We start from the raw sequence: 19,719 nt of genomic DNA, 5'->3' as shown, positions 1-19,719 counted from the left end.
TGTTTATGGAAAAGAAAATTGTAATGGCGGGTGGTTGTTTCTGGGGTGTTGAAAAAGCTTTTCGTTTATTAAACGGCATAATGGACACAAAGGTCGGCTATGTGAATGGATATGGTGATAATCCAAGCTATCAAGAGGTTTGCACGGGATTGACCGGCTATAAAGAAGCCGTGGAATTGAAGTATGATAGTGATGAAGTGGATTTAAACACCATTTTAAAAGCATTCTTTCTCTTTGTTTGTGTGGAACAGGAGAATGGTCAGGGTAATGATATTGGTGATCAATATTTGCCTGGTGTGTACTATGAAAATGAGGAAGATAAATCTATCCTTGAAGAATACTTTGCCCTTGAAAAGAGAAAACACAACTCTTTCTATGTATCTATTCATAAATTAGAAGTCTTTTATCCAGCCGAGGAATACCATCAACGTTATTTAGAAAAAAATCCAAGGGGATATTGTCATATTCCTTTTGGTATTTATCAAAAGATAGAAGCGTTAAATCATCATTAAAATAGAAATTCTCTTCTTTAACGAGTAAAGAAATTCTTTTGTAGGCATCTAGTAAGATGCCTTTTTCGATAGACCATTGTGTAACATTTAATCCGACTGGAAGATTAGGACAAACTCTTCTTTTTCACCATCCATCTGGATATTCTCTGTCTTTTCTTGGGGCATTTTCACTGAACATTCATAGAAACTGTCAAAAAAAGTAGACTTTAATTTACAGGTCAAAACCTATAAATAAAGAACGACTACACATCTATAGAAAGTCTTTAAATCCGTAGTAAATCACACAAAAAACCTTTCTTAATTACATATACCACAAAATGGTACGTAAAGTCTGAATTAAAATCCAACCCATTCCATACTAGAAATACTGGATAAAACATTGAAAAAGGTGGTGTTTCAAGTTTGAAAAGACCTTAATCAAACCAAAAACCACGGTACTTAAAACAAATAGAAAAAAACAGGAGGTGAACCAAGTGAAAAGACAGATAGATTTCAGAATAAAGCGGATCAAAAAACCGCCGCTTGAAAAAATCAAGCTACAAATCGATTGTCTACCCCGTAGCCTAAGCTTAGGGCATTTTAACTAGACTGTTTAAACAGTCCATAGTTGTTAATAAATAGATGATACAAGGAGGAAAAATCATGAAATCAAAGCTTAGAATTGTGGGCAAAAAACTGCTGACTATTGTGATGTCATGCTTAATGTTATTTGGTACGATGTCCACAACGGGCATGCAGGCTTTCGCAGCAGACTCCACAAAGGGAATTGAAACCAATGTGGATAAAACAGAATTGGAGAAGGCTGTAAAAGCCGCAAAAGATGCAGGAGTACCTATTAAAAAAGGTGCTGATGTGGATAAAGGCGTAGCAAAATCCAAAACAGAGGTTGATACCAAGATAGCCGAAATAAAAAAAGATTATGAAGAACAAATTAAGGCTATCAATGGAGAAATCCAAAAGAAAAAGGATTGTGATGCAAAGCAACAAAAGTATGAAAAATTAAAAAAGAAGTATGATCAAGATTTTGCTCAATACGAAAAAGACAAGAAAAAGTATGACGTCGACATGGTTGATTACAACAAAAAAATGGCTGAGCTTCAGAAGAAAACACATGAAGACGGGTACTTAACAGTACCAGCATCGCAAATACTTGTATTTAATAACGAGCCAAATGCGAAACTTAGTATTTCAGGGTCAAAAGTATATACTAAGGAAGGTTTGCTTAATGAAGTCAAATCTTGGGGAAATTTTGATAATATGGGCTTTTTATGGTTTACTGCTCTTAATGAAGGATTTCCTGGACAGCCACTTGAAATTGTTTCGGGAGACTCAAGGGTTATTTTTGAAAAAGGGAAAGTAACTACTGCTACGTATACAAATCTTCAAAATTCTAGTATAAATGGAGTTAAGATCTCAAAGGTTGTTTTCGAGTATACACTTAAATCAACTTCTCCACTACCAAATAAAATTCCTGCTATTATCAAACAAGATCCTACCAACACTATTTGGTATGTTGATTTTTTTGGAAAAACTAATATAGGGGTTAATGTTAAATTCTTTGATTCAAAGAATAAACAAATCGATATGACAGGAGCATTGTTAAATTTTTCATCATTAAATCGTGATGAAAATGGTATACCAAAAGAAGGTATCGAAAGAGTTCTTAATTTTAATGGGGAACTTATCGAAATTGCAAATTCATCTATTAAAAAACAAGCAGGGAATGGGGCATATTCTAATTCAAATAATGCTCTAAAAAGTAAGGGATCAGCTTTTGATAAAGGTGATTGGGATACTGATACTTCTCCTAATGCATGGTATGGAGCAATTGTTGGTAAAGCAACAGGTAGTAACATTTCGTATGAGATGGATTCTACTTACAGAGGTAATATATGGTTTGCATTAAATTCTAAAGTAAAGGCTAAAGATGTTCCATTGAAACCTGTACCACCAACAAAACCAACGCCACCTGAGCAACCACAATGCCCTAATATACATATACAGGCAAATTATCATTACGATGTACTGTTCTATCAGCCACCTGTTGAAAAGAAGGTAACCAATACAGCAGGAGATAATATTAACAACGGTACAGTTGCAAAGAATTCAGTTGTAAAGTTCAGCCTGAATGTAGCGAACCTTCCTGCCGGTCATGAAAAAATCGAATCACTGGTGTTCAGTGATAAATTACCGAATGGATATGAAATGGATTTAGCCGGCACAAAACAAGCGAATTCAAGTTATGAGGTGAAATATAATCAAGGGACAAATACCGTTGAATTTAGGGCAAAATCGAACTTCATAAAAACTGTTAATGCGGATTTGAATAAAGAAGTAAAAATCACATCACCTGTAATTATCGGAAAGGTTATAAAAGCGGGAACTACGTATAAAAATGATTTTGATTTGAAGATTGATAATGAGTATTCCGTTAAGTCGAAGCCTGTTGAGGTTAAAACCCCGCCTGATCCTACGGAGCCGAAGAAAGATGTATTTGATACAAAGGGAACGACAACTAGCATTGACGGAAAAGAAGTCAAAGGCGAAGATGAGCTTTTGTACAAAGTGACATATAAGAATACGACGGGAAAAGCGGAAGACGTTGAAATCAAAGATGAAATACCGAAGTATACAAAATATGTAGCAGGTTCTGCAGATAACGGCGGAAAAGAGTCGGGGGGAGTAATCACTTGGACAAAGAAAGCACTGGGAGACGGGGAAACATTTACAGTAAGTTTTAAGGTAAAGGTGGATAAGGAGGTCAACGGAAAACCTGTAGATAATGAGGCAAAGGTAAATGCAGGGGAGAACAAGTTCACTACCAATAAAACTCATAACCCTACACCAACTGAACCTAAGAAAGAAGTGTTTACAGGTGGTACAACCACAAACATTGACGGTAAGAAGGTCAACCCTGGAGATAAACTTACTTACGCTATTAGCTACAAGAACACCACAGGTAAAGATGTTAAAGCAACCATCACTGATACCATCCCGGCTCATACAAGTTTTGTATCTGCCGATAACAACGGCAAGTATGAAAATGGTAAAGTCACATGGACAGCTGATGTCGCTAAAGGAAAGAGTGTTACGGTTAAGTTTACCGTCAAAGTAGACAAAGACGTGAACGGAGCCCCTGTCGATAACAAAGCCAAGGTAAACGATGGTGAAAATGAGTATGATACGAATGAAACGCATAACCCTACACCAACCCCACCAAAGAAAGAAGTCTTCACAGGTGGCACAACAACAAACATCGACGGTAAGGCAGTCAAACCAGAACAGGAACTGACTTATGCCGTTACCTATACAAACACCACAGGTAAAGATGTCAAAGCGACGATTAGCGATACTATCCCGGCTCATACAAGCTTCGTATCAGCTGAAAACGGCGGTAAGTATGAAAATGGTAAGGTGACATGGACAGTTGATGTCGCTAAAGACAAGAGCGTTACGGTTAAGTTTACCGTCAAGGTAAATAAAGACGTCAACGGAGCCCCTGTCGATAACAAAGCCAAGGTAAACGATGGTGAAAATGAGTATGATACCAATGAAACTCATAATCCAACACCAACTGACCCTAAGAAAGAAGTCTTCACAGGTGGCACAACAACAAACATCGACGGTAAGGCAGTCAAACCAGAACAGGAACTGACTTATGCCGTTACCTATACAAACACCACAGGTAAAGATGTCAAAGCGACGATTAGCGATACTATCCCGGCTCATACCAGCTTCGTATCTGCGGAAAATGGTGGACAATACGCAAACGGTAAAGTGACATGGACAGCTGATGTTGCCAAAGGAAAGAGCGTTACGGTTAAGTTCACCGTTAAAGTGGACAAGGACGTGAACGGAGCCCCTGTCGATAACAAAGCCAAGGTAAACGATGGTGAAAATGAGTATGACACCAATGAAGTAGTAAACCATACACCAACTGAACCTGAGAAAAAAGTATTCACAGGTGGAACAACTACTAACATCGATGGTAAGAAGGTCAACCCTGGAGATAAACTTACATACGCTATTAGCTACAAGAACACAACAGGTAAAGATGTTAAAGCAACCATCACTGATACCATCCCGGCTCATACAAGCTTCGTATCAGCGGAAAATGGTGGTAAGTATGAAAATGGTAAGGTGACATGGACAGTTGATGTAGAAAAAGGTAAGAGCGTTACCGTTAAGTTTACCGTCAAGGTAAATAAAGACGTTAACGGAGCCCCTGTCGATAACAAGGCTAAGGTCAACGATGGTGAAAATGAGTATGACACTAATGAAACTCATAACCCTACACCAACTGAACCTGAGAAAGAAGTGTTTACAGGTGGAACGACGACTAACATTGATGGTAAGAAGGTCAACCCTGGAGATAAACTTACATACGCTATTAGCTACAAGAACACCACAGGTAAAGATGTTAAAGCGACGATTACCGACACTATCCCGGCTCATACAAGCTTCGTATCAGCAGATAACAACGGCAAGTATGAAAACGGAATGGTTAAGTGGACAAAGAAGCTAGCCAATGGTGAAAGCTGGACGGTTAAGTTCACAGTCAAAGTGAATAAGAATGTGAATGGAGCAACGCTTACTAATACAGCAAGGGTAAACGACGGAGTAAATGATTATGATACCAATACAGTGAAGAATCCAACACCAAAGACTCCTCATAATCCTGAACCAAAGAATCCACATTCACCAAGAACAGGAGATAGCAGTAATATTGCCCTATTGTTCATGATGTTATTGGCATCTAGTGCAGGACTAGGTGTGACTTACATGAGAAGAAAAAGAGTGTAAGCAGTAGGCATAATAAAAAGTTCATTAAAAGAAGTAGATTGATAAAGTAGGTTAATACTTAAATTAGCGGTTAACAGTAGTTTTTGTTGACCGCTTTTTCCTATCCTTTGTTCATCATTAAGACCAATGATTGAACATCATTCTAAAAGAGGAAATTCTCTTTTAGGCAATCAAAGTCTATGCAACGGATACATGGTAAAAGGTAGTCACAAATAAGGAAGGAAATAGCATCAACAATGAATGTTTAGTGATCTTCGTGATAAAGTGAATGTAGTGATGTGTGTATTGTATGCTCGTGGTATTGTTGTTTTTTCTTTCTTGGACAATGATTTTTCTAAATCGTTATTATCGAAAAAGGGATTCATTTCTAGTCTAAAAAAGTGTTAAAAGTGTTAGTAGATAACACTTTTTAATGAAAAGTAGGTTATAATGTAGACAATGAAAAAGGAGGGAAAATGAAGAAAAAATTTTCATCAAAGACTTCGTTATTGTTACATTTTGTTCGTGGGGCGAAGCGCTATTTTTTTGCGTCAATTATTTTCTCCTTCTTGGTGGCGGTGTTGCAACTAATTAATCCAAGAATTATCGGCTATACCGTCGATGCGATTTTGGATCAACAAGAAACGAAATTACCGCCTTTTTTACATGAACTCGTGAACAAGTTTGGTGGAATTTTGTACTTACAAAAAAATCTTTGGATGATTGCTTTAGCAATTATTGGGGTGGCTTTATTGTCGATGGTATTACGCTATTTATCAGAAATCAATAACCAAAAAGGCTCGGAGACTCTTGTCAGAAATATGCGTCATGATTTATACAACCATATCTTATCCTTGCCTTACGCTTGGCATGGCACCAATCATACTGGGGATATTATCCAAAGAGCGACATCCGATGTCGATACCATTCGTAATTTCTTAACCCAGCAATTATTAGCATTGGTTCGTACCTTGATTTTCGTTTGTACCGTTTCTTTTTTTATGGTGCAAGAAAACTGGCAGTTAACCATTATTGCCTTTGCGTTTTCACCATTGATTGTGTGGTTGGGAATTCGTTTTAGCCAACGTTTTAGCAAACAATTTGAAAAAGCTGATGAAGAAGAAGGCGTACTATCCAGCATTGTTCAAGAAAATCTAACGGGAATTCGAGTTGTTCGCGCCTTTGGTCGTGAAGTGTATGAAAAAGAGCGGTTTGATAAGCAAAATAAATATTACACAGGTCTTTGGATTGGTATTTTACGAGAACTCTCGGTGTTTTGGGCGAGAATGGATACGGTATCCATTTTACAAAAACTAACGATTATTACAGTTGGTGCGTATTTTACGGTTCTTGGTTGGATGAGTGCCGGTTCCTATATTGCCTTTGTGGCGTATAACGTTATGTTGGAATGGCCGATTCGTTCTTTAGGAAGAGTGATTTCCAATATGTCAAAAGCGGGTGTGTCCATTGACCGTCTAGCCTACATCATGAATTCAGAAGAAGAAAAAGATGTGCCAGAAGCTAAAGAAGTGGCTATGAACCAAGACATTCATTTCCGGCATGTGTCTTTCCGTTATGGGAAGGATTTACCATGGGTGTTAAAAGATATCAATTTAGATATTAAAGCTGGAACAACCATTGGTATTTTAGGGGCAACGGGTTCCGGTAAATCGAGTTTAATGTACTTGTTAAATCGTCTGTATACATTGGAAGAAGGGCAAGGTTCTATTCTTATTGGGGATACGAATGTGAATGAAATTCAAGCCCGTTGGTTACGTAAGAATATTGGTATGGTTTTACAAGAACCATATCTATTCTCACGCTCTTTAAAGGAAAATATTCGGATTGCTAAACAAGAAGCCGGACAAGTTGAAGTTGAAGCGGTTGCCCGAACGGCAGCTTTGGAAGAAGCCATCAATCACTTTAGTAAGGGCTATGAAACCTATGTTGGTGAAAGAGGGGTAACACTTTCGGGCGGCCAGAAACAAAGAACAGCGATTGCGCAAATGTTGATAAGAGAAACACCCATCATGGTTTTCGATGATTCTTTATCTGCCGTAGATGCAGAAACGGATGCGAAGATTCGTCAAGCTATCCATGACAGCTCAAAGAAGAGCACAGTGATTTTAATTACTCATCGTATTTCAACTTTAATGAAAGCTGATCAGATTGTGATTTTCGATAAGGGAAGAATTGTGCAAAGAGGGACCCATGAGGAACTTCTTGCACAAGAGGGTACTTATCGTCATATCTATGAATTACAATCCCGTCAGACAGAATAGGAGGTCAGTATGAGTGAACAAACAAAAACAACGCATTTGAAGTATTTTGGTATTTCTCGGATTTGGCCTTATATTCGTATGCATAAGAAGAGAATGCTGGCAATGATTGCTTTAGGAACGATTTCTTCTATTGCGGATTCAATATTCCCTTTGTTCAATCGTTACGCTATTAATCATTTTGTGGCATTAAGGACAATGGATACAGTTGTTATCTTTGTTCTGTTGTATTTGTTCTGTATGTTGATGAGGGTGTTATCCGATCGTCAATCAACCTTTTTAGCCGCTAAAATGGAATTAGAAGTAAATCGTGATTTAAGAAGTGCCAGTTTCAATCATTTGCAGAATTTATCATTTTCCTATTTTAATCAAAATAATGTTGGTTACATTCATTCACGGGTGATTTCTGATACAGGTCGTATTGGGGAAATGTTTTCATGGGTGATGATAGATATTGTTTGGCAATTTACGTATATTGTATTTGTGCTAGTGAATATGGTGGTGTTGAATATTCAACTTGCTTTCTGGGTGATTTTATTAGTACCAATTGCCGTTCTCGTGGTGACTTTTTTCCAAAAGAGATTGATTCTTCAAAATCAACGTGTGCGTGAATTGAATTCAATTATCACATCGGATTTAAATGAAGGTATTACGGGAGCCAAATCCATCAAAACGATGGTGATTGAAGAAGAAATGAGCAAAGATTTCCAAGGTGATATTGATAAGATGTACCGTGAATCTATTCGCACAGCCCGTTATGCGGGTAGCTTCAATGCGATTTTAAGCTTATTAAGTTCCGTTGCTTTAGCCATTATTCTTTGGCAGGGTGGGTATTTAACCTTAGAAGGTATCTTTGAATTAGGAACGCTTTCGGTGTTTATGACTTATGCACTTAGTCTAATGGATCCGATTCAAGGTTTAATTCAAGAATTTTCCTATGTGATTAGCACCCAAGTGAATATTGAACGTTTTGATAAGATGATGCGTACGCAATCCGATGTTGTAGATAGTGATGAAGTGGTTGAAAAGTATGGTGATACCTTCCATCCAAAGAAAGAAAATTGGGAGGTGTTAAAAGGGGACGTTCGTTTTGAAGATGTGAACTTTCAATATCCGGATGGAGATGAATTAGTTTTGGAACATTTCAATTTAGACATTCCACATGGAACGAATGTAGCGATTGTTGGGGAAACGGGAGCCGGCAAATCAACCTTAGTGAATCTGGTTTGCCGCTTTTATGAACCAACGAGTGGACGGGTTTTGATTGATGGTAAAGATGCTCGTGATCGTTCGCAATTATGGCTTCATTCTAATATTGGCTATGTGCTTCAAACACCGCAATTATTTTCAGGAACCATTCGTGAGAATATGCGTTATGGAAAACCGGATGCCAGTGATGAAGAAATTTGGGCGGCTTTAAAATTAGTGGCTGCGGATGAAGTGGTTTTGAAATTGGAAGAGGGTTTAGATTCCATCCTTAGTGAAGGGGGTGGAAGTCTTTCTACCGGTGAGAAACAATTGATTTCTTTTGCCCGGGCGATTATTTCCGATCCTTCTTTATTGGTATTGGATGAAGCGACGGCTTCGATCGATACATTAACGGAAAAGAAGATTCAAGATGCGATTGCGACAGTGATTCAAGGGCGTACTTCTTTTGTGATAGCGCATCGTTTATCGACGATTGTGGATGCGGATGTGATTTTAGTCTTTAAAGATGGAAAGATTATAGAACAAGGCAAACACAAGGAATTGATGAAACAAAAGGGATACTATTTTAGTCTATACACACGACAATTTGAAGAAATAGCCATTCAAGAGAGTTTGTCATAAGCGGAGGTTTAAGCAAGTGCTTAAGCCTTTTTGTAGAATTAAGAAAAAAATAAGAAATGCTTATATGGAGTGAAAAAAGCGCGTATTTAATGCACTTTTAGTCTGTAAAGCTACTAGGGCTTAAGAATGGCTAGACTTGCGAAAAGACATAAAATAGGTAAGATAGAAGTGCAAATAACATTGATAAGGAGATTCTATGCGCTTTCTAGACCAATTTGAGTTATTTACAGATGTGATTTTTTTAATAATGACGACAGCGTATCTATACCAATTTTTCTATATTGTTTATAGTATTTTCAGACACAAAGTTCCGGTTGTACCAGATGCTAAAAAGAACCATCGCTATGCGATTTTCATTTCTGCTCGTAATGAAAGCAACGTCATTGGTGAGTTATTGGACAGTCTAAATAAGCAAGATTATCCGAAAGATAAGTATGATATTTATGTGACAGCGGATAATTGTACTGATAACACAGCCCAAGTTTCAAGAGATCATGGAGCGTATGCGATTGAACGCTTTAATGAGGAGAAAAAGGGCAAAGGCTATGCTTTGAATGAAATGTATCACAAGGTAGTTCATCTAAAAGGACAAGGTTATTATGATGCCGTGGTGGTCTTTGATGCTGATAATATCGTGGATTCCCAATTTTTAAAGGAAATGAACAAGACCTTTGATACAGGCAAGTATGATGCGATAACAACCTATCGCAATTCAAAGAACTTTGGACAAAACTGGTTAACGGCAGCTTATTCGCTTTGGTTTATGCATGAAGCTCGCCATTTGAATTATTCGCGCATGATGTTGGGTGCGCAATGTATGATTTCGGGTACTGGTTTCGTGGTTTCAACGAAGTTAATGAATATTAATGAGGGTTGGCCTTATTATTTATTGACCGAGGATATTCAGTTCTCCGTGGCTAGTACGTTACAAGGCTATCATATTGGCTATTGTGATACGGCTATTTTGTACGATGAACAACCGGCGACTTGGAAACAGGCTTGGCATCAACGCCTTCGTTGGGCAAAGGGCTTCTATCAAATTGACGGTCGTTATCTTGGACCTTTAGCAAGTGGTGTAGTCAAAGGAAAAAATCGTCGCTTGGCTTTTTATGATATTTTAATGACGGTACTGCCTTCGTCTTTATTGACGGTAGCTTTGGTTATTGCGGCTTTATGGGTGTTGGTATCTTCTTCTGTGATGCCCTATTACGTAGCGATTGTTTTCCAAAATGAGATGTTGTGGTATTTGATCAAGTTGTTTGGTGGTTCTTGGATTGGTTTAACCCTTATGGCTTTTGTGACAACGCTTCAGGAATGGAAACGAATTCCAGCAACGAAAATTGAAAAATTGGGTGCCTGTTTATTGTTCCCGGTGTATCTTTTATCGTATATACCAATTTCAATTGTGGCGATTTTCAAGAAAGTGGAATGGACACCAATTCAGCATTTCTCCACCGAACAGTTACAAAAGAAGGATAAGTAATTTAGAACGTAACAGTTTTTATAACTGCTACGTTTTTGAGTATTAGGATAGGATTATGGTAGAAGAAATTATTTCAGTGAATGCTTATCGTTTTTGTGTTCGTCATAAAGATGAGGAGATTTATAGTATTTTGTTAAGTCAAAAAGAAGGGAAAAAAGCCGGTTCAAAGTTAGCTAATCATCTAATCTATCAATTAGAGGAATATTTTGCCGGTAAGAGAAAAAGTTTTGATTTAAAGTTTCATTTTGAAGGAACTTCTTTTCAAAAATCTTGCTGGAAAGCTTTATTAAAAATTCCTTATGGTGAAACAAGAACTTACCAAGAGATAGCTAGGAAAATAGGCAAAGGAAAAGCCTGTCGAGCAGTTGGACAGGCAATTCATAGAAATCCATTTGTGATTGTGGTGCCTTGCCATCGAGTGATTTTAAAGGATGGCTCTTTGGGTGGTTATTTGTATGGTGAAGAAATGAAGCGGACTTTATTGGAATTGGAGAAGAATCCATGAATAATTCTTCTCCAGATATAAAAAATACCGTCTAATAACGGTATTCAGTAAATTAGTGGAGCTTAGGAGGATCGAACTCCTGACCCCCTGCTTGCAAAGCAGGTGCTCTCCCAGCTGAGCTAAAACCCCAAGATTAATATCAATGAATAAAGTAGTGGGCCTGAATGGATTTGAACCAGCGACCTCACCCTTATCAGGGGTGCGCTCTAACCAACTGAGCTACAGGCCCATTCATTGAATGCCTATCTATAATACCAATGCCCTTTTTTAATGTCAACAGCTTTCTTGAATTTTTTTCAAAGCCTTGGTATTCTTTTGACACGGAGGTAACAATGGAAGCTTTTGTGACATGGTGGGCAGAACATATAGGAAAATTATTGTCACCATTGGTATCAACATTTTTAGTTAGTTTATTACCAATTATTGAATTAAGAGGCGGTTTAATCCTTGCGTCTTTATTAAAGGTTCCACTATGGCAAGCTGTTTTCGTGGCAGTTATTGGCAACATTCTCCCAGTACCATTTATTTTATGGGGAATTGAAAGCTTCTTGCATTGGCTAGTGGAACACCGGATGAGTCGATTGGCAACATGGATAGAACGGAAAGTTGAAAAAAACAAAGAGAAGATAGAAACGGTTGGTCTATGGGGTTTGGTACTTTTTGTGGGCATTCCTTTACCCGGAACAGGAGCGTGGACAGGTTCTTTGTTGGCGGCGGTTTTAGATATGGATCGCAAGAAAGCTAGTCTAGCAATTGCACTTGGTGTCGGCTTAGCGGCTTGTATAATGACTATCTTATCCTATGGTTTTTTAGGAAATATTGTGCATTAAAAGGAATTTTGTGCTTTAATAGGGAAAAATGAGGTGAGTATGCATTATAGTGTGGTCATTGTCGCTGCCGGGGTGGGGCAACGAATGAAGTTAGGCTTTAATAAAGCCTATGCGAAATTATCCACTGGTAAAACGATTGTAGAAACAACGGTTGCTGTCTTTCTACAAGATCCTGATTGCAAACAAATTGTCTTGGTGACGGATATGGAAGATCCTTATACAAAACAATTAGCGGCTCAATATGGTCGATTAGTTGTCGCAAGGGGTGGTGCTACAAGACAAGAAAGTGTTTGTTCGGGATTGCGAGCAGTGCTATGCGATTACGTTTTAATTCATGACGGGGCTAGACCATATGTTCGTTTAGAATTGATTAATCGGGTTAAGAAAGCTTTAGAAATAGAAAAAGCGGCGTTACTCGCCATTCCTTCAAGAGATACGGTTAAACGGGTGAAGGATGGTTATGTTGTAGAAACCTATCCTCGTAGTGAATTGATGTTAGCACAAACACCTCAAGGTTTTGAAACAGATTTAATTATTGATTGCTATAAAAAAGCGATGAAAGAGGGTTATTTAGCAACGGATGATGTGTCTTTGGTGGAACATTATAGTGATGTACCTGTTAAAATTGTTGAAGGTAGCCCAAGCAACTTTAAGATAACAACACCGGATGACTTACGATAGTCATCCTTTTTTATAGGCAGAAGAATAACGGTCTATATTCCGGCAGCTTGGTTTAATCCAATAAAACGAAAAAATTCAACTTATCTTCTATCCTGTTCATATAATTAAACCCGGATACAATTTATAAATTAAGGTTAATTGCCGGTATTTTAGATAATCAAAAAAAGAGTGCTAAGACATTTTTGGTAGACTTAACTATTGAAAAAAGGAAACTAACTCCTAATAATAGGCAGGATTCATTGTTTCAAGACATCTACAAATAAAATAAATGTCTTTTTGATGGAAAGAGGATTTCCTAGGGAATAAAGGGGTATGAAGTGCGAAAGATGTGGAAATGAAGATCCAAATTATTTTTATCATGGAAAAAGAGGCCGGTATTGTCGAAAATGTGTTTCCTTCTTAGAAGAAAATAAGTTGGATTGGTCGCTAACCAAAGAAGATTGCGATGAATATTATTTGAGCTATTCCTTATCTTCAAAGCAGAAAGAAATATCTTATCAATGTGCTTTGGCCATTGAATACCAAGATGTTTTATTGCGTTGCGTTTGTGGATCCGGTAAAACAGAGATGGTTTTAGAAACCATATCAAAACAGCTTAAGAAAGGGAAAGTAGTTGGCTTTGCGGTACCAAGAAGGGAAGTCGTATTGGAATTGAAACAACGCTTGGCAGAGATATTTCGACAAGCTAAAGTAATTGCGGTTTGTGCCGGTCATACGAAAGAAACACAAGGCGATATTGTGGTCTGTACGACGCATCAACTATATCGATATGGACATGCCTTTGATGTCTTAATTCTCGATGAACCGGATGCGTTTCCTTTTAAAAACAACCCTGTTTTATGGGGATTTGCACAAAGGGCTTGTTTAGGGCATACAGTTTTTTTAAGTGCTACTCCGAATGAGATTATTTTAAAAAGAGAGAATTTAAAAATTCTTCGTCTTGATCAAAGACCACATGGTAAGCCATTGGTAGTCCCTCGGCTTAAATATGGTCTATTTGTTACACAATTGATTCGTTTATGCCGTTGGTTAAGGAACAGAAAAACCATTCCCTGCATGGTCTTTTTACCAACCATATCTTTAACAAATGGGTTTTATCGCATTTTCCATTGTTTTTATCCATGTGAAAGGATAACGAGTGAAAGTCAGAATAAAGAAGAAATAGTAACTTCTTTTCGTAAGGGGAAATTTCATCTTTTGTTTTGTACAACGGTTATGGAAAGAGGTATTACGATTGAGGGCGTTGATGTTTGTGTGTGGAAGGCAGAACATGCTGTTTTTGATCAAGCGAGCTTAATTCAAATTGCCGGTCGAGTGGGTAGAAAGTTTGCACATCCAAGTGGGGATGTTTTATTTCTATGTCAAGAAAGATCGAAGGTGGTTGAAAAAGCTATCCAATCCATAAAGGTATCCAATGCGTTGTCTTCTTTGTGATGAAAGGAAGAATGGGTCTTTATGGGAATTGTTTTTTTCAAAGGATCCTTTGTGTTTTGAATGTCGAAGCAGTTTGCTAAGAAAATCCATCTGCTTTGAGTTTCATGGTGTTTATTTGCGGGCGGATTATGTATATGATGTGGCATTTTCTCGCTTATTGAGGCAATTTAAGGAACAAAAGGATGAAGCGTTAAAGTCAGTGTTTCTTTATGGATTAGAGAAAAAGATTTGGTGGCGATATCGAGGTTATACGGTGGTTTTTATGCCATCGAGAAAAGATAAGCTACAAGAAAGAGGCTTTTTTCCTTTGCAAGAAATCTTTGCGAACATCCCTTTACAACAAAAAACTCTTTTTAAAAAAGAAGGCGCTATGGACCAAAAAGATGCATCGCTTGAGCAAAGACTTGAGGTAGGAAAGTCTATTTCTTTGATTTCAGATGGGGATATACCAAAACGTATTCTATTAGTGGATGATACCATTACAACCGGTGCAACATTAAAAGCCGCTTTGGATTTATTAAAAGAAAAAGAGGTTGAGATTCAGATTTATTGCCTTTCGGTTAATCAAAAGTGGTTATCTAACTTGTTATGATAAAAACGATTGCTTTTTATGCGATTGCCTTTTAGTGTGTATTTCCTTATAATTAACCTGATTTACTATGCGAGGACAAAATTATTATGGCGAACTTTTTAACAAGACTTTTTAATGAAGACGCAAGAAAATTGGCTAAACTTGAGAAACAAATTCAGCCAATTCTGGCTTTAGAAGAAGAATATGCGAATTTAAGTGATGAGCAATTGCAAAATAAAACAATAGAATTTAAAGAACGCTTGCAAAAGGGTGAAAGCTTAGAAGACATTTATGTTGAAGCTTTTGCGACCGCAAGAGAAGCTTGTAAGCGAGTGATTGGTGAATTTCCCTACCCGGTTCAGTTAATTGGAGCGACCGTCATGCAAGGTGGCGATATTGCTGAAATGAAGACGGGGGAAGGTAAGACCTTGACCTCGGTTATGGCGGTTTACTTAAATGCGCTAACAGGAAAAGGGGTTCATGTGGTAACGGTCAATGAATACTTAAGTAAGCGTGACTCCGAGTGGATGGGACAAATTCATCGTTTCTTAGGTTTAACGGTTGGTTTAAACCTCCACCAATTAGCCCCTAGCGAAAAAAGAGCTGCTTATGCTTGCGATATCACTTATACAACCAACTCTGAATTGGGTTTTGATTACCTAAGAGACAATATGGTTACGGATTTAAAAGATCGTGTATTAAGGGGCTTGAACTTTGCGATTGTCGATGAGGTGGACTCCATTTTAATCGATGAATCGAGAACCCCATTGATTATCTCCGGTGGTAAGAAACAAACCGCTAACTTATATCTACAAGCTGACCGCTTTGTGAAGGCATTGCGTAAGGATGAAGATTACGAATTAGATGTCAAATCTAAGACAGTTCAATTAACAGAATCAGGTGTACATAAGGCTGAAAAAACCTTTAAGATTGATAATCTTTATAACCTAGCCTATACCCAATTATTACACCACATTAACCAAGCTTTAAAAGCAAATTACATTATGTTGTGTGATATTGATTATTTGGTGGATACCGAAAATGATGAAATTGTGATTGTTGATCCAAATACAGGACGTTTGATGCAAGGGCGTCAATGGTCAGATGGTTTACACCAAGCTGTTGAGGCAAAAGAAGGGATTTCTATCAAGCAAGAAACCACTACGCTAGCGACTATTACTTATCAGAATTTTTTCCGCTTATACAATAAGTTAGCGGGTATGACAGGTACTGCTAAAACGGAAGAAGAAGAATTCTTAGATATTTACAATATGTATGTTGTTGAAGTACCTACCAATCGTCCCATCATCCGTTTGGATTATCCCGATGCGGTCTTCGGGAGTAAGAAGGCGAAATTCTCGGCTTTGGTTGATGAAGTGGTTAAACGCCATGAAAGCGGACAACCCGTATTGGTCGGTACCATTGCCGTTGAAACTTCGGAATTGATTTCTAAATATCTACAAGAACGTCATATTCACCACGAAGTTCTCAATGCGAAGAATCACCAACGGGAAGCGGAGATTATTGCGAAAGCCGGTCAAATTGGTTCGGTTACTATTGCAACGAATATGGCTGGTCGCGGCACCGACATTAAGTTGGGTGAAGGTGTGCGTGAACTAGGCGGTTTATGTGTTTTAGGTTCAGAAAGACACGAATCTCGTCGTATTGACAACCAGTTACGGGGTCGTTCTGGTCGTCAAGGGGATCCTGGTATGTCTCGTTTCTATATTTCGGTTCAAGATGATTTGATGGTTCGTTTTGCACCGGAACGTTTTGAATCCTTATTTGCGTCTTTAGGAGATACAGCGATTGAATCCAAGACCGTTACCCGTTCTATTTCTTCTGCTCAAAAGCGTGTGGAAGGAGTAAACTACGATGCTCGCAAACAATTATTGCAATACGATGATGTTATGCGCCAACAGCGTGAAACCATGTATGAACAACGCGACTATATTTTGGAACATGAAGATATTCATAGCTTTATTGAGAATATGTTCAAGCGTGTTATTTCGGATTTAGTGGCTTCACATGTCAACCCGGAAAGTCGTCAGTTGCATGTAAACGATTATGTAAAGGCATTAGATAGTTTGGGATTTGAAGGTATTGTGCAAGCGGAAGATATTCAAAATATGAATGATGAACAAGCCATTGACTTCAGTACCGAAAAAGCTTGGCAAGATTACGATGAAAAGATTGATCCGGTGCGTGAGCAAATTCAAGACTTTGAACGCAATATGACTTTAAGTGTCATTGATCGTGCTTGGTCGGATCATATTGATAATATGTCTAAGCTAAGAGATGGTATTGGTTTACGCTCTTATGCCCAAGGCAATCCTTTACAAGCCTATGTGTCAGAAGGTTTCCAAATGTTTGAAGATATGCAAAGAACGATTTCCAAAGATGTTGTGAATTACTGCATGAATGTACAAGTGGTGAAACAAGAAGAGGTGGCTTAATGGAACTTTATGAATTAAAACAGATTTTAAGTCAACGCCAAGCCAAATTGGAGTCGCTTGGCTCCTCACTTTGACTTAACTGCAAAGAAAGAAGAAATCCAAAAAAATAATGACTTAATGGCGCAAGAAGACTTTTGGAATGATCAAAAGAAAGCGCAACGAATTATCAAAGAAAACAACGGTTTAAAAGACTTGGTAAGTCAACATGAAAAACTTACGGAAACCACCTTAGATTTATTAGCTTCCGTGACTGATTTACAAGCTTCCTTGGATGAAGATATGAAGGAATTGGTGGAAGAGGAATTTTTGAAATACAATATGGATTACGCCAATTTTGAGGTTCGTGTTCTTTTATCGGGTCCTTATGATGACCATAACGCTATTTTAGAAATTCATCCAGGCGCTGGTGGGACAGAAGCGATGGATTGGGCAGGGATGTTGTATCGGATGTACACACGCTTTGCGGAAAGACGGGGTTATCAGTTAGAAGTTATGGATTATCAACCGGGGGAAGAAGCGGGGGTGAAGTCCGTTTCAATGCGTATTTCCGGGAATATGGCTTATGGTTATTTAAAAGCAGAAAATGGAGTGCATCGTTTGGTGCGTATTTCACCATTTGATTCCAATGCGAGAAGACATACTTCCTTCGCTTCGGTTGAAATCATGCCTGAATTTGAAGATGATTTAGAAATTGAAATTGATGAAAAGGATTTAGAAGTGATTACCATGCGTTCTTCAGGGGCGGGTGGTCAACACATCAATAAAACGGACTCGGCGGTTCGTATGACTCATAAACCAAGTGGTATTACTGTTTTTTCTCAATCGCAACGTTCCCAGCTTCAAAACCGAGAAACATGTTTGAATATGTTGAAATCAAAGCTATTACAGCTTAAAATTCGAGAACAGGAACAAAGAGCTTCTGAAATCAAAGGGGAAGTAAAAGCGAACGAATGGGGCTCTCAAATTCGTTCTTATGTCTTTGCGCCATACACCATGGTGAAGGATTTAAGAACAGGTTATGAAGTGGGTAATGTTCAATCGGTTATGGATGGAGATATTGAAGGCTTCATTGATTCTTATTTGCGTAGTCAATTATAGAGGATAGTTGATGATTGCGATTATCGCCGTTTCTTGATGGTATTTTATGACTGGTAGGATTGTCATCCTACCTTTTCTAATGAAAACACATAAAAACTAGGATTACCCCTAAACATTTATTTTTCCAAAGTATAAAAATCCTTATAGCGACCAGTTAGGAACAATTCAACCATTTCCCCCGTTAAAGAAGCGACACCATTGGTATCCAAATCTTCACTTGGATCCGCCCATCGAGCTAAACGAAGTTCTTCTGTATCCATGTGAATGCTTTCATCTCCATCCACTTGCGCAAAGAAACCAAATAAAAGAGAAGAAGAAAAGCCCCATGGCTGAGATTTATAATAACGGATGTTTTTAACTTTTAAACCAGTTTCTTCTTGTACCTCACGAATAACGGTTTGTTCAATGGTTTCTCCAATTTCTGAATAACCAGCTACTAAAGCATACTTTTGATAATCGCCTTGGGCGTACTTGGTAACCAATAATTGATTTTTTGAATTGATAATGGCAACGATTATAGCTGGAGAAATTTTTGGATATAGAACATGTTGACAATGTGGACAACGAAGAGCTCTTTCTTTTTTATCCAGCTGTAAAAGCTGTCCGCACTTACCACAATATTGATTATCCTGATACCAATGGAATAAATGAAGAGCGGTTAAAGCCGCAAAGCCTAAAAATTGCGGTTCATAATAGCGTAGTTGACGAGCTGAAAAGGAAGTATGCTCTAAAGAGCGAAGATCACTTAGAAAGAAATGGTGAGTTCCCATTGAGAATAAATAGATATAACGATCGTTATTTGGACAATCTTCATACTGAAAGAAACGACCATCCGGTTTTGTGATGATTTGGTTATTTTCAAAGTAGAAAATCTTATCCCCCTTTTTTGCCTTTTGATTAGGATTGTAATGATTGGTCATGACATAAGGATAAATATCTTGAATCATAGTTGCCTCTTTTCTTTTTTGGAATAAAACAAAAGAAAAACCATCTAAAACTTTTTAGATGCCCATAAAATCATTATACGCTAAATAATTTTTAAAAAACAGACTTGGAAAAGTATAAAAAGTTGCTATGATGAAGGTGTAAAAGATGTCCCCTTGGGTAGAAAGGAGAGCAGAATAGATGAAGGAGATTCTTCTCGAATTAAGGTAGCGTTCTTTTAGTTGCCCGGCTAAAAGAATTAGAGGAAACAGGCAAGGGGGTATATACCCATGTACAGTTTAAAAAGTGAAAAATTGAATATTACATAAAAATT

The 19,719-nt window shown here is 37.9% G+C and carries 13 protein-coding genes and 2 tRNA genes; 12 read left to right on the top strand and 3 right to left on the bottom strand.

All coding sequences use genetic code 11. The annotated features are described in order from the left end of the window. Positions 1–5 precede the first annotated feature (5 nt). The 6 genes from msrA to K7I92_RS04885 all read left to right on the top strand — a co-directional run bounded on the left by msrA (position 6) and on the right by K7I92_RS04885 (position 11,391). Positions 6–512: a peptide-methionine (S)-S-oxide reductase MsrA gene (msrA, locus tag K7I92_RS04910; RefSeq protein ID WP_220282285.1), complete on the top strand. Its 507-nt coding sequence runs from the start codon at positions 6–8 to the stop codon at positions 510–512. Between the two features lie 642 nt (positions 513–1,154). Further along, entirely contained in the window at positions 1,155–5,315 is a 4,161-nt protein-coding gene (locus K7I92_RS04905; protein WP_220282284.1) for a GbpC/Spa domain-containing protein, read from the top strand. A 455-nt stretch (positions 5,316–5,770) separates the two neighbouring features. Beyond that, entirely contained in the window at positions 5,771–7,576 is a 1,806-nt protein-coding gene (locus tag K7I92_RS04900) for an ABC transporter ATP-binding protein (protein WP_220282283.1), read from the top strand. Between the two features lie 9 nt (positions 7,577–7,585). Next, on the top strand, positions 7,586–9,403 hold the full coding sequence (locus K7I92_RS04895) for an ABC transporter ATP-binding protein (RefSeq protein WP_220282282.1): 1,818 nt from the start codon (positions 7,586–7,588) through the stop codon (positions 9,401–9,403). Positions 9,404–9,599: 196 nt separating this feature from the next. Then, entirely contained in the window at positions 9,600–10,886 is a 1,287-nt protein-coding gene (locus K7I92_RS04890; RefSeq protein WP_203244852.1) for a glycosyltransferase family 2 protein, read from the top strand. 55 nt (positions 10,887–10,941) lie between these two features. Further along, positions 10,942–11,391, top strand: coding sequence for a methylated-DNA--[protein]-cysteine S-methyltransferase (locus K7I92_RS04885; protein ID WP_220282281.1), 450 nt, complete (start codon positions 10,942–10,944; stop codon positions 11,389–11,391). 56 nt (positions 11,392–11,447) lie between these two features. Here K7I92_RS04885 and K7I92_RS04880 read toward each other — a convergent pair. After that, positions 11,448–11,520: transfer RNA gene (locus K7I92_RS04880), tRNA-Ala, on the bottom strand. A gap of 26 nt (positions 11,521–11,546) precedes the next feature. Further along, positions 11,547–11,620: transfer RNA gene (locus K7I92_RS04875), tRNA-Ile, on the bottom strand. Between the two features lie 103 nt (positions 11,621–11,723). Between K7I92_RS04875 and K7I92_RS04870 the strand changes: the two genes are divergently transcribed. From K7I92_RS04870 to prfB, 6 genes are all read left to right on the top strand, one after another. Next, a complete protein-coding gene (locus tag K7I92_RS04870; protein ID WP_203244850.1) occupies positions 11,724–12,221 on the top strand; it encodes a small multi-drug export protein in 498 nt (165 codons plus the stop codon). Positions 12,222–12,260: 39 nt separating this feature from the next. Continuing rightward, positions 12,261–12,902 (top strand): 2-C-methyl-D-erythritol 4-phosphate cytidylyltransferase, encoded by a 642-nt coding sequence (gene ispD, locus K7I92_RS04865; RefSeq protein WP_220282280.1) that lies wholly within the window; start codon positions 12,261–12,263, stop codon positions 12,900–12,902. 312 nt (positions 12,903–13,214) lie between these two features. Next, on the top strand, positions 13,215–14,336 hold the full coding sequence (locus K7I92_RS04860) for a helicase-related protein (RefSeq protein WP_220282279.1): 1,122 nt from the start codon (positions 13,215–13,217) through the stop codon (positions 14,334–14,336). Further along, positions 14,317–14,928, top strand: coding sequence for a ComF family protein (locus K7I92_RS04855; RefSeq protein ID WP_203244847.1), 612 nt, complete (start codon positions 14,317–14,319; stop codon positions 14,926–14,928). Before K7I92_RS04860 ends, K7I92_RS04855 begins: the two co-directional genes overlap by 20 nt. An 86-nt stretch (positions 14,929–15,014) precedes the next feature. After that, positions 15,015–17,363, top strand: coding sequence for a preprotein translocase subunit SecA (gene secA, locus K7I92_RS04850; protein ID WP_203244846.1), 2,349 nt, complete (start codon positions 15,015–15,017; stop codon positions 17,361–17,363). Continuing rightward, positions 17,363–18,461 (top strand): peptide chain release factor 2 gene (gene prfB / locus K7I92_RS04845; RefSeq protein ID WP_222150666.1). Its coding sequence is split into 2 segments (ribosomal slippage): positions 17,363–17,434 and positions 17,436–18,461, totalling 1,098 coding nucleotides; the frame shifts between segments, so codons are not numbered across the junction. Before secA ends, prfB begins: the two co-directional genes overlap by 1 nt. A gap of 116 nt (positions 18,462–18,577) precedes the next feature. Here prfB and nudC read toward each other — a convergent pair. After that, positions 18,578–19,408, bottom strand: coding sequence for an NAD(+) diphosphatase (gene nudC, locus K7I92_RS04840; protein ID WP_203244844.1), 831 nt, complete (start codon positions 19,406–19,408; stop codon positions 18,578–18,580). Between the last annotated feature and the right edge of the window lie 311 nt (positions 19,409–19,719).

The organism is Bulleidia sp. zg-1013 (genome assembly GCF_019798045.1).
Lineage (GTDB): Bacteria > Bacillota_I > Bacilli_A > Erysipelotrichales > Erysipelotrichaceae > Bulleidia.
Note: the sequence above shows the minus strand (reverse complement) of the source record. Positions and strands in the feature narration are given on the sequence as shown.

Bases quoted from the DNA above. Each gene is read 5' to 3' on its own strand.
- msrA (WP_220282285.1), top strand. From the start codon at position 6: ATGGAAAAGAAAATTGTAATGGCGGGTGGTTGTTTCTGGGGTGTTGAA.
- K7I92_RS04905 (WP_220282284.1), top strand. From the start codon at position 1,155: ATGAAATCAAAGCTTAGAATTGTGGGCAAAAAACTGCTGACTATTGTG.
- K7I92_RS04900 (WP_220282283.1), top strand. From the start codon at position 5,771: ATGAAGAAAAAATTTTCATCAAAGACTTCGTTATTGTTACATTTTGTT.
- K7I92_RS04895 (WP_220282282.1), top strand. From the start codon at position 7,586: ATGAGTGAACAAACAAAAACAACGCATTTGAAGTATTTTGGTATTTCT.
- K7I92_RS04890 (WP_203244852.1), top strand. From the start codon at position 9,600: ATGCGCTTTCTAGACCAATTTGAGTTATTTACAGATGTGATTTTTTTA.
- K7I92_RS04885 (WP_220282281.1), top strand. From the start codon at position 10,942: ATGGTAGAAGAAATTATTTCAGTGAATGCTTATCGTTTTTGTGTTCGT.
- K7I92_RS04870 (WP_203244850.1), top strand. From the start codon at position 11,724: ATGGAAGCTTTTGTGACATGGTGGGCAGAACATATAGGAAAATTATTG.
- ispD (WP_220282280.1), top strand. From the start codon at position 12,261: ATGCATTATAGTGTGGTCATTGTCGCTGCCGGGGTGGGGCAACGAATG.
- K7I92_RS04860 (WP_220282279.1), top strand. From the start codon at position 13,215: ATGAAGTGCGAAAGATGTGGAAATGAAGATCCAAATTATTTTTATCAT.
- K7I92_RS04855 (WP_203244847.1), top strand. From the start codon at position 14,317: ATGCGTTGTCTTCTTTGTGATGAAAGGAAGAATGGGTCTTTATGGGAA.
- secA (WP_203244846.1), top strand. From the start codon at position 15,015: ATGGCGAACTTTTTAACAAGACTTTTTAATGAAGACGCAAGAAAATTG.
- nudC (WP_203244844.1), bottom strand. From the start codon at position 19,408: ATGATTCAAGATATTTATCCTTATGTCATGACCAATCATTACAATCCT.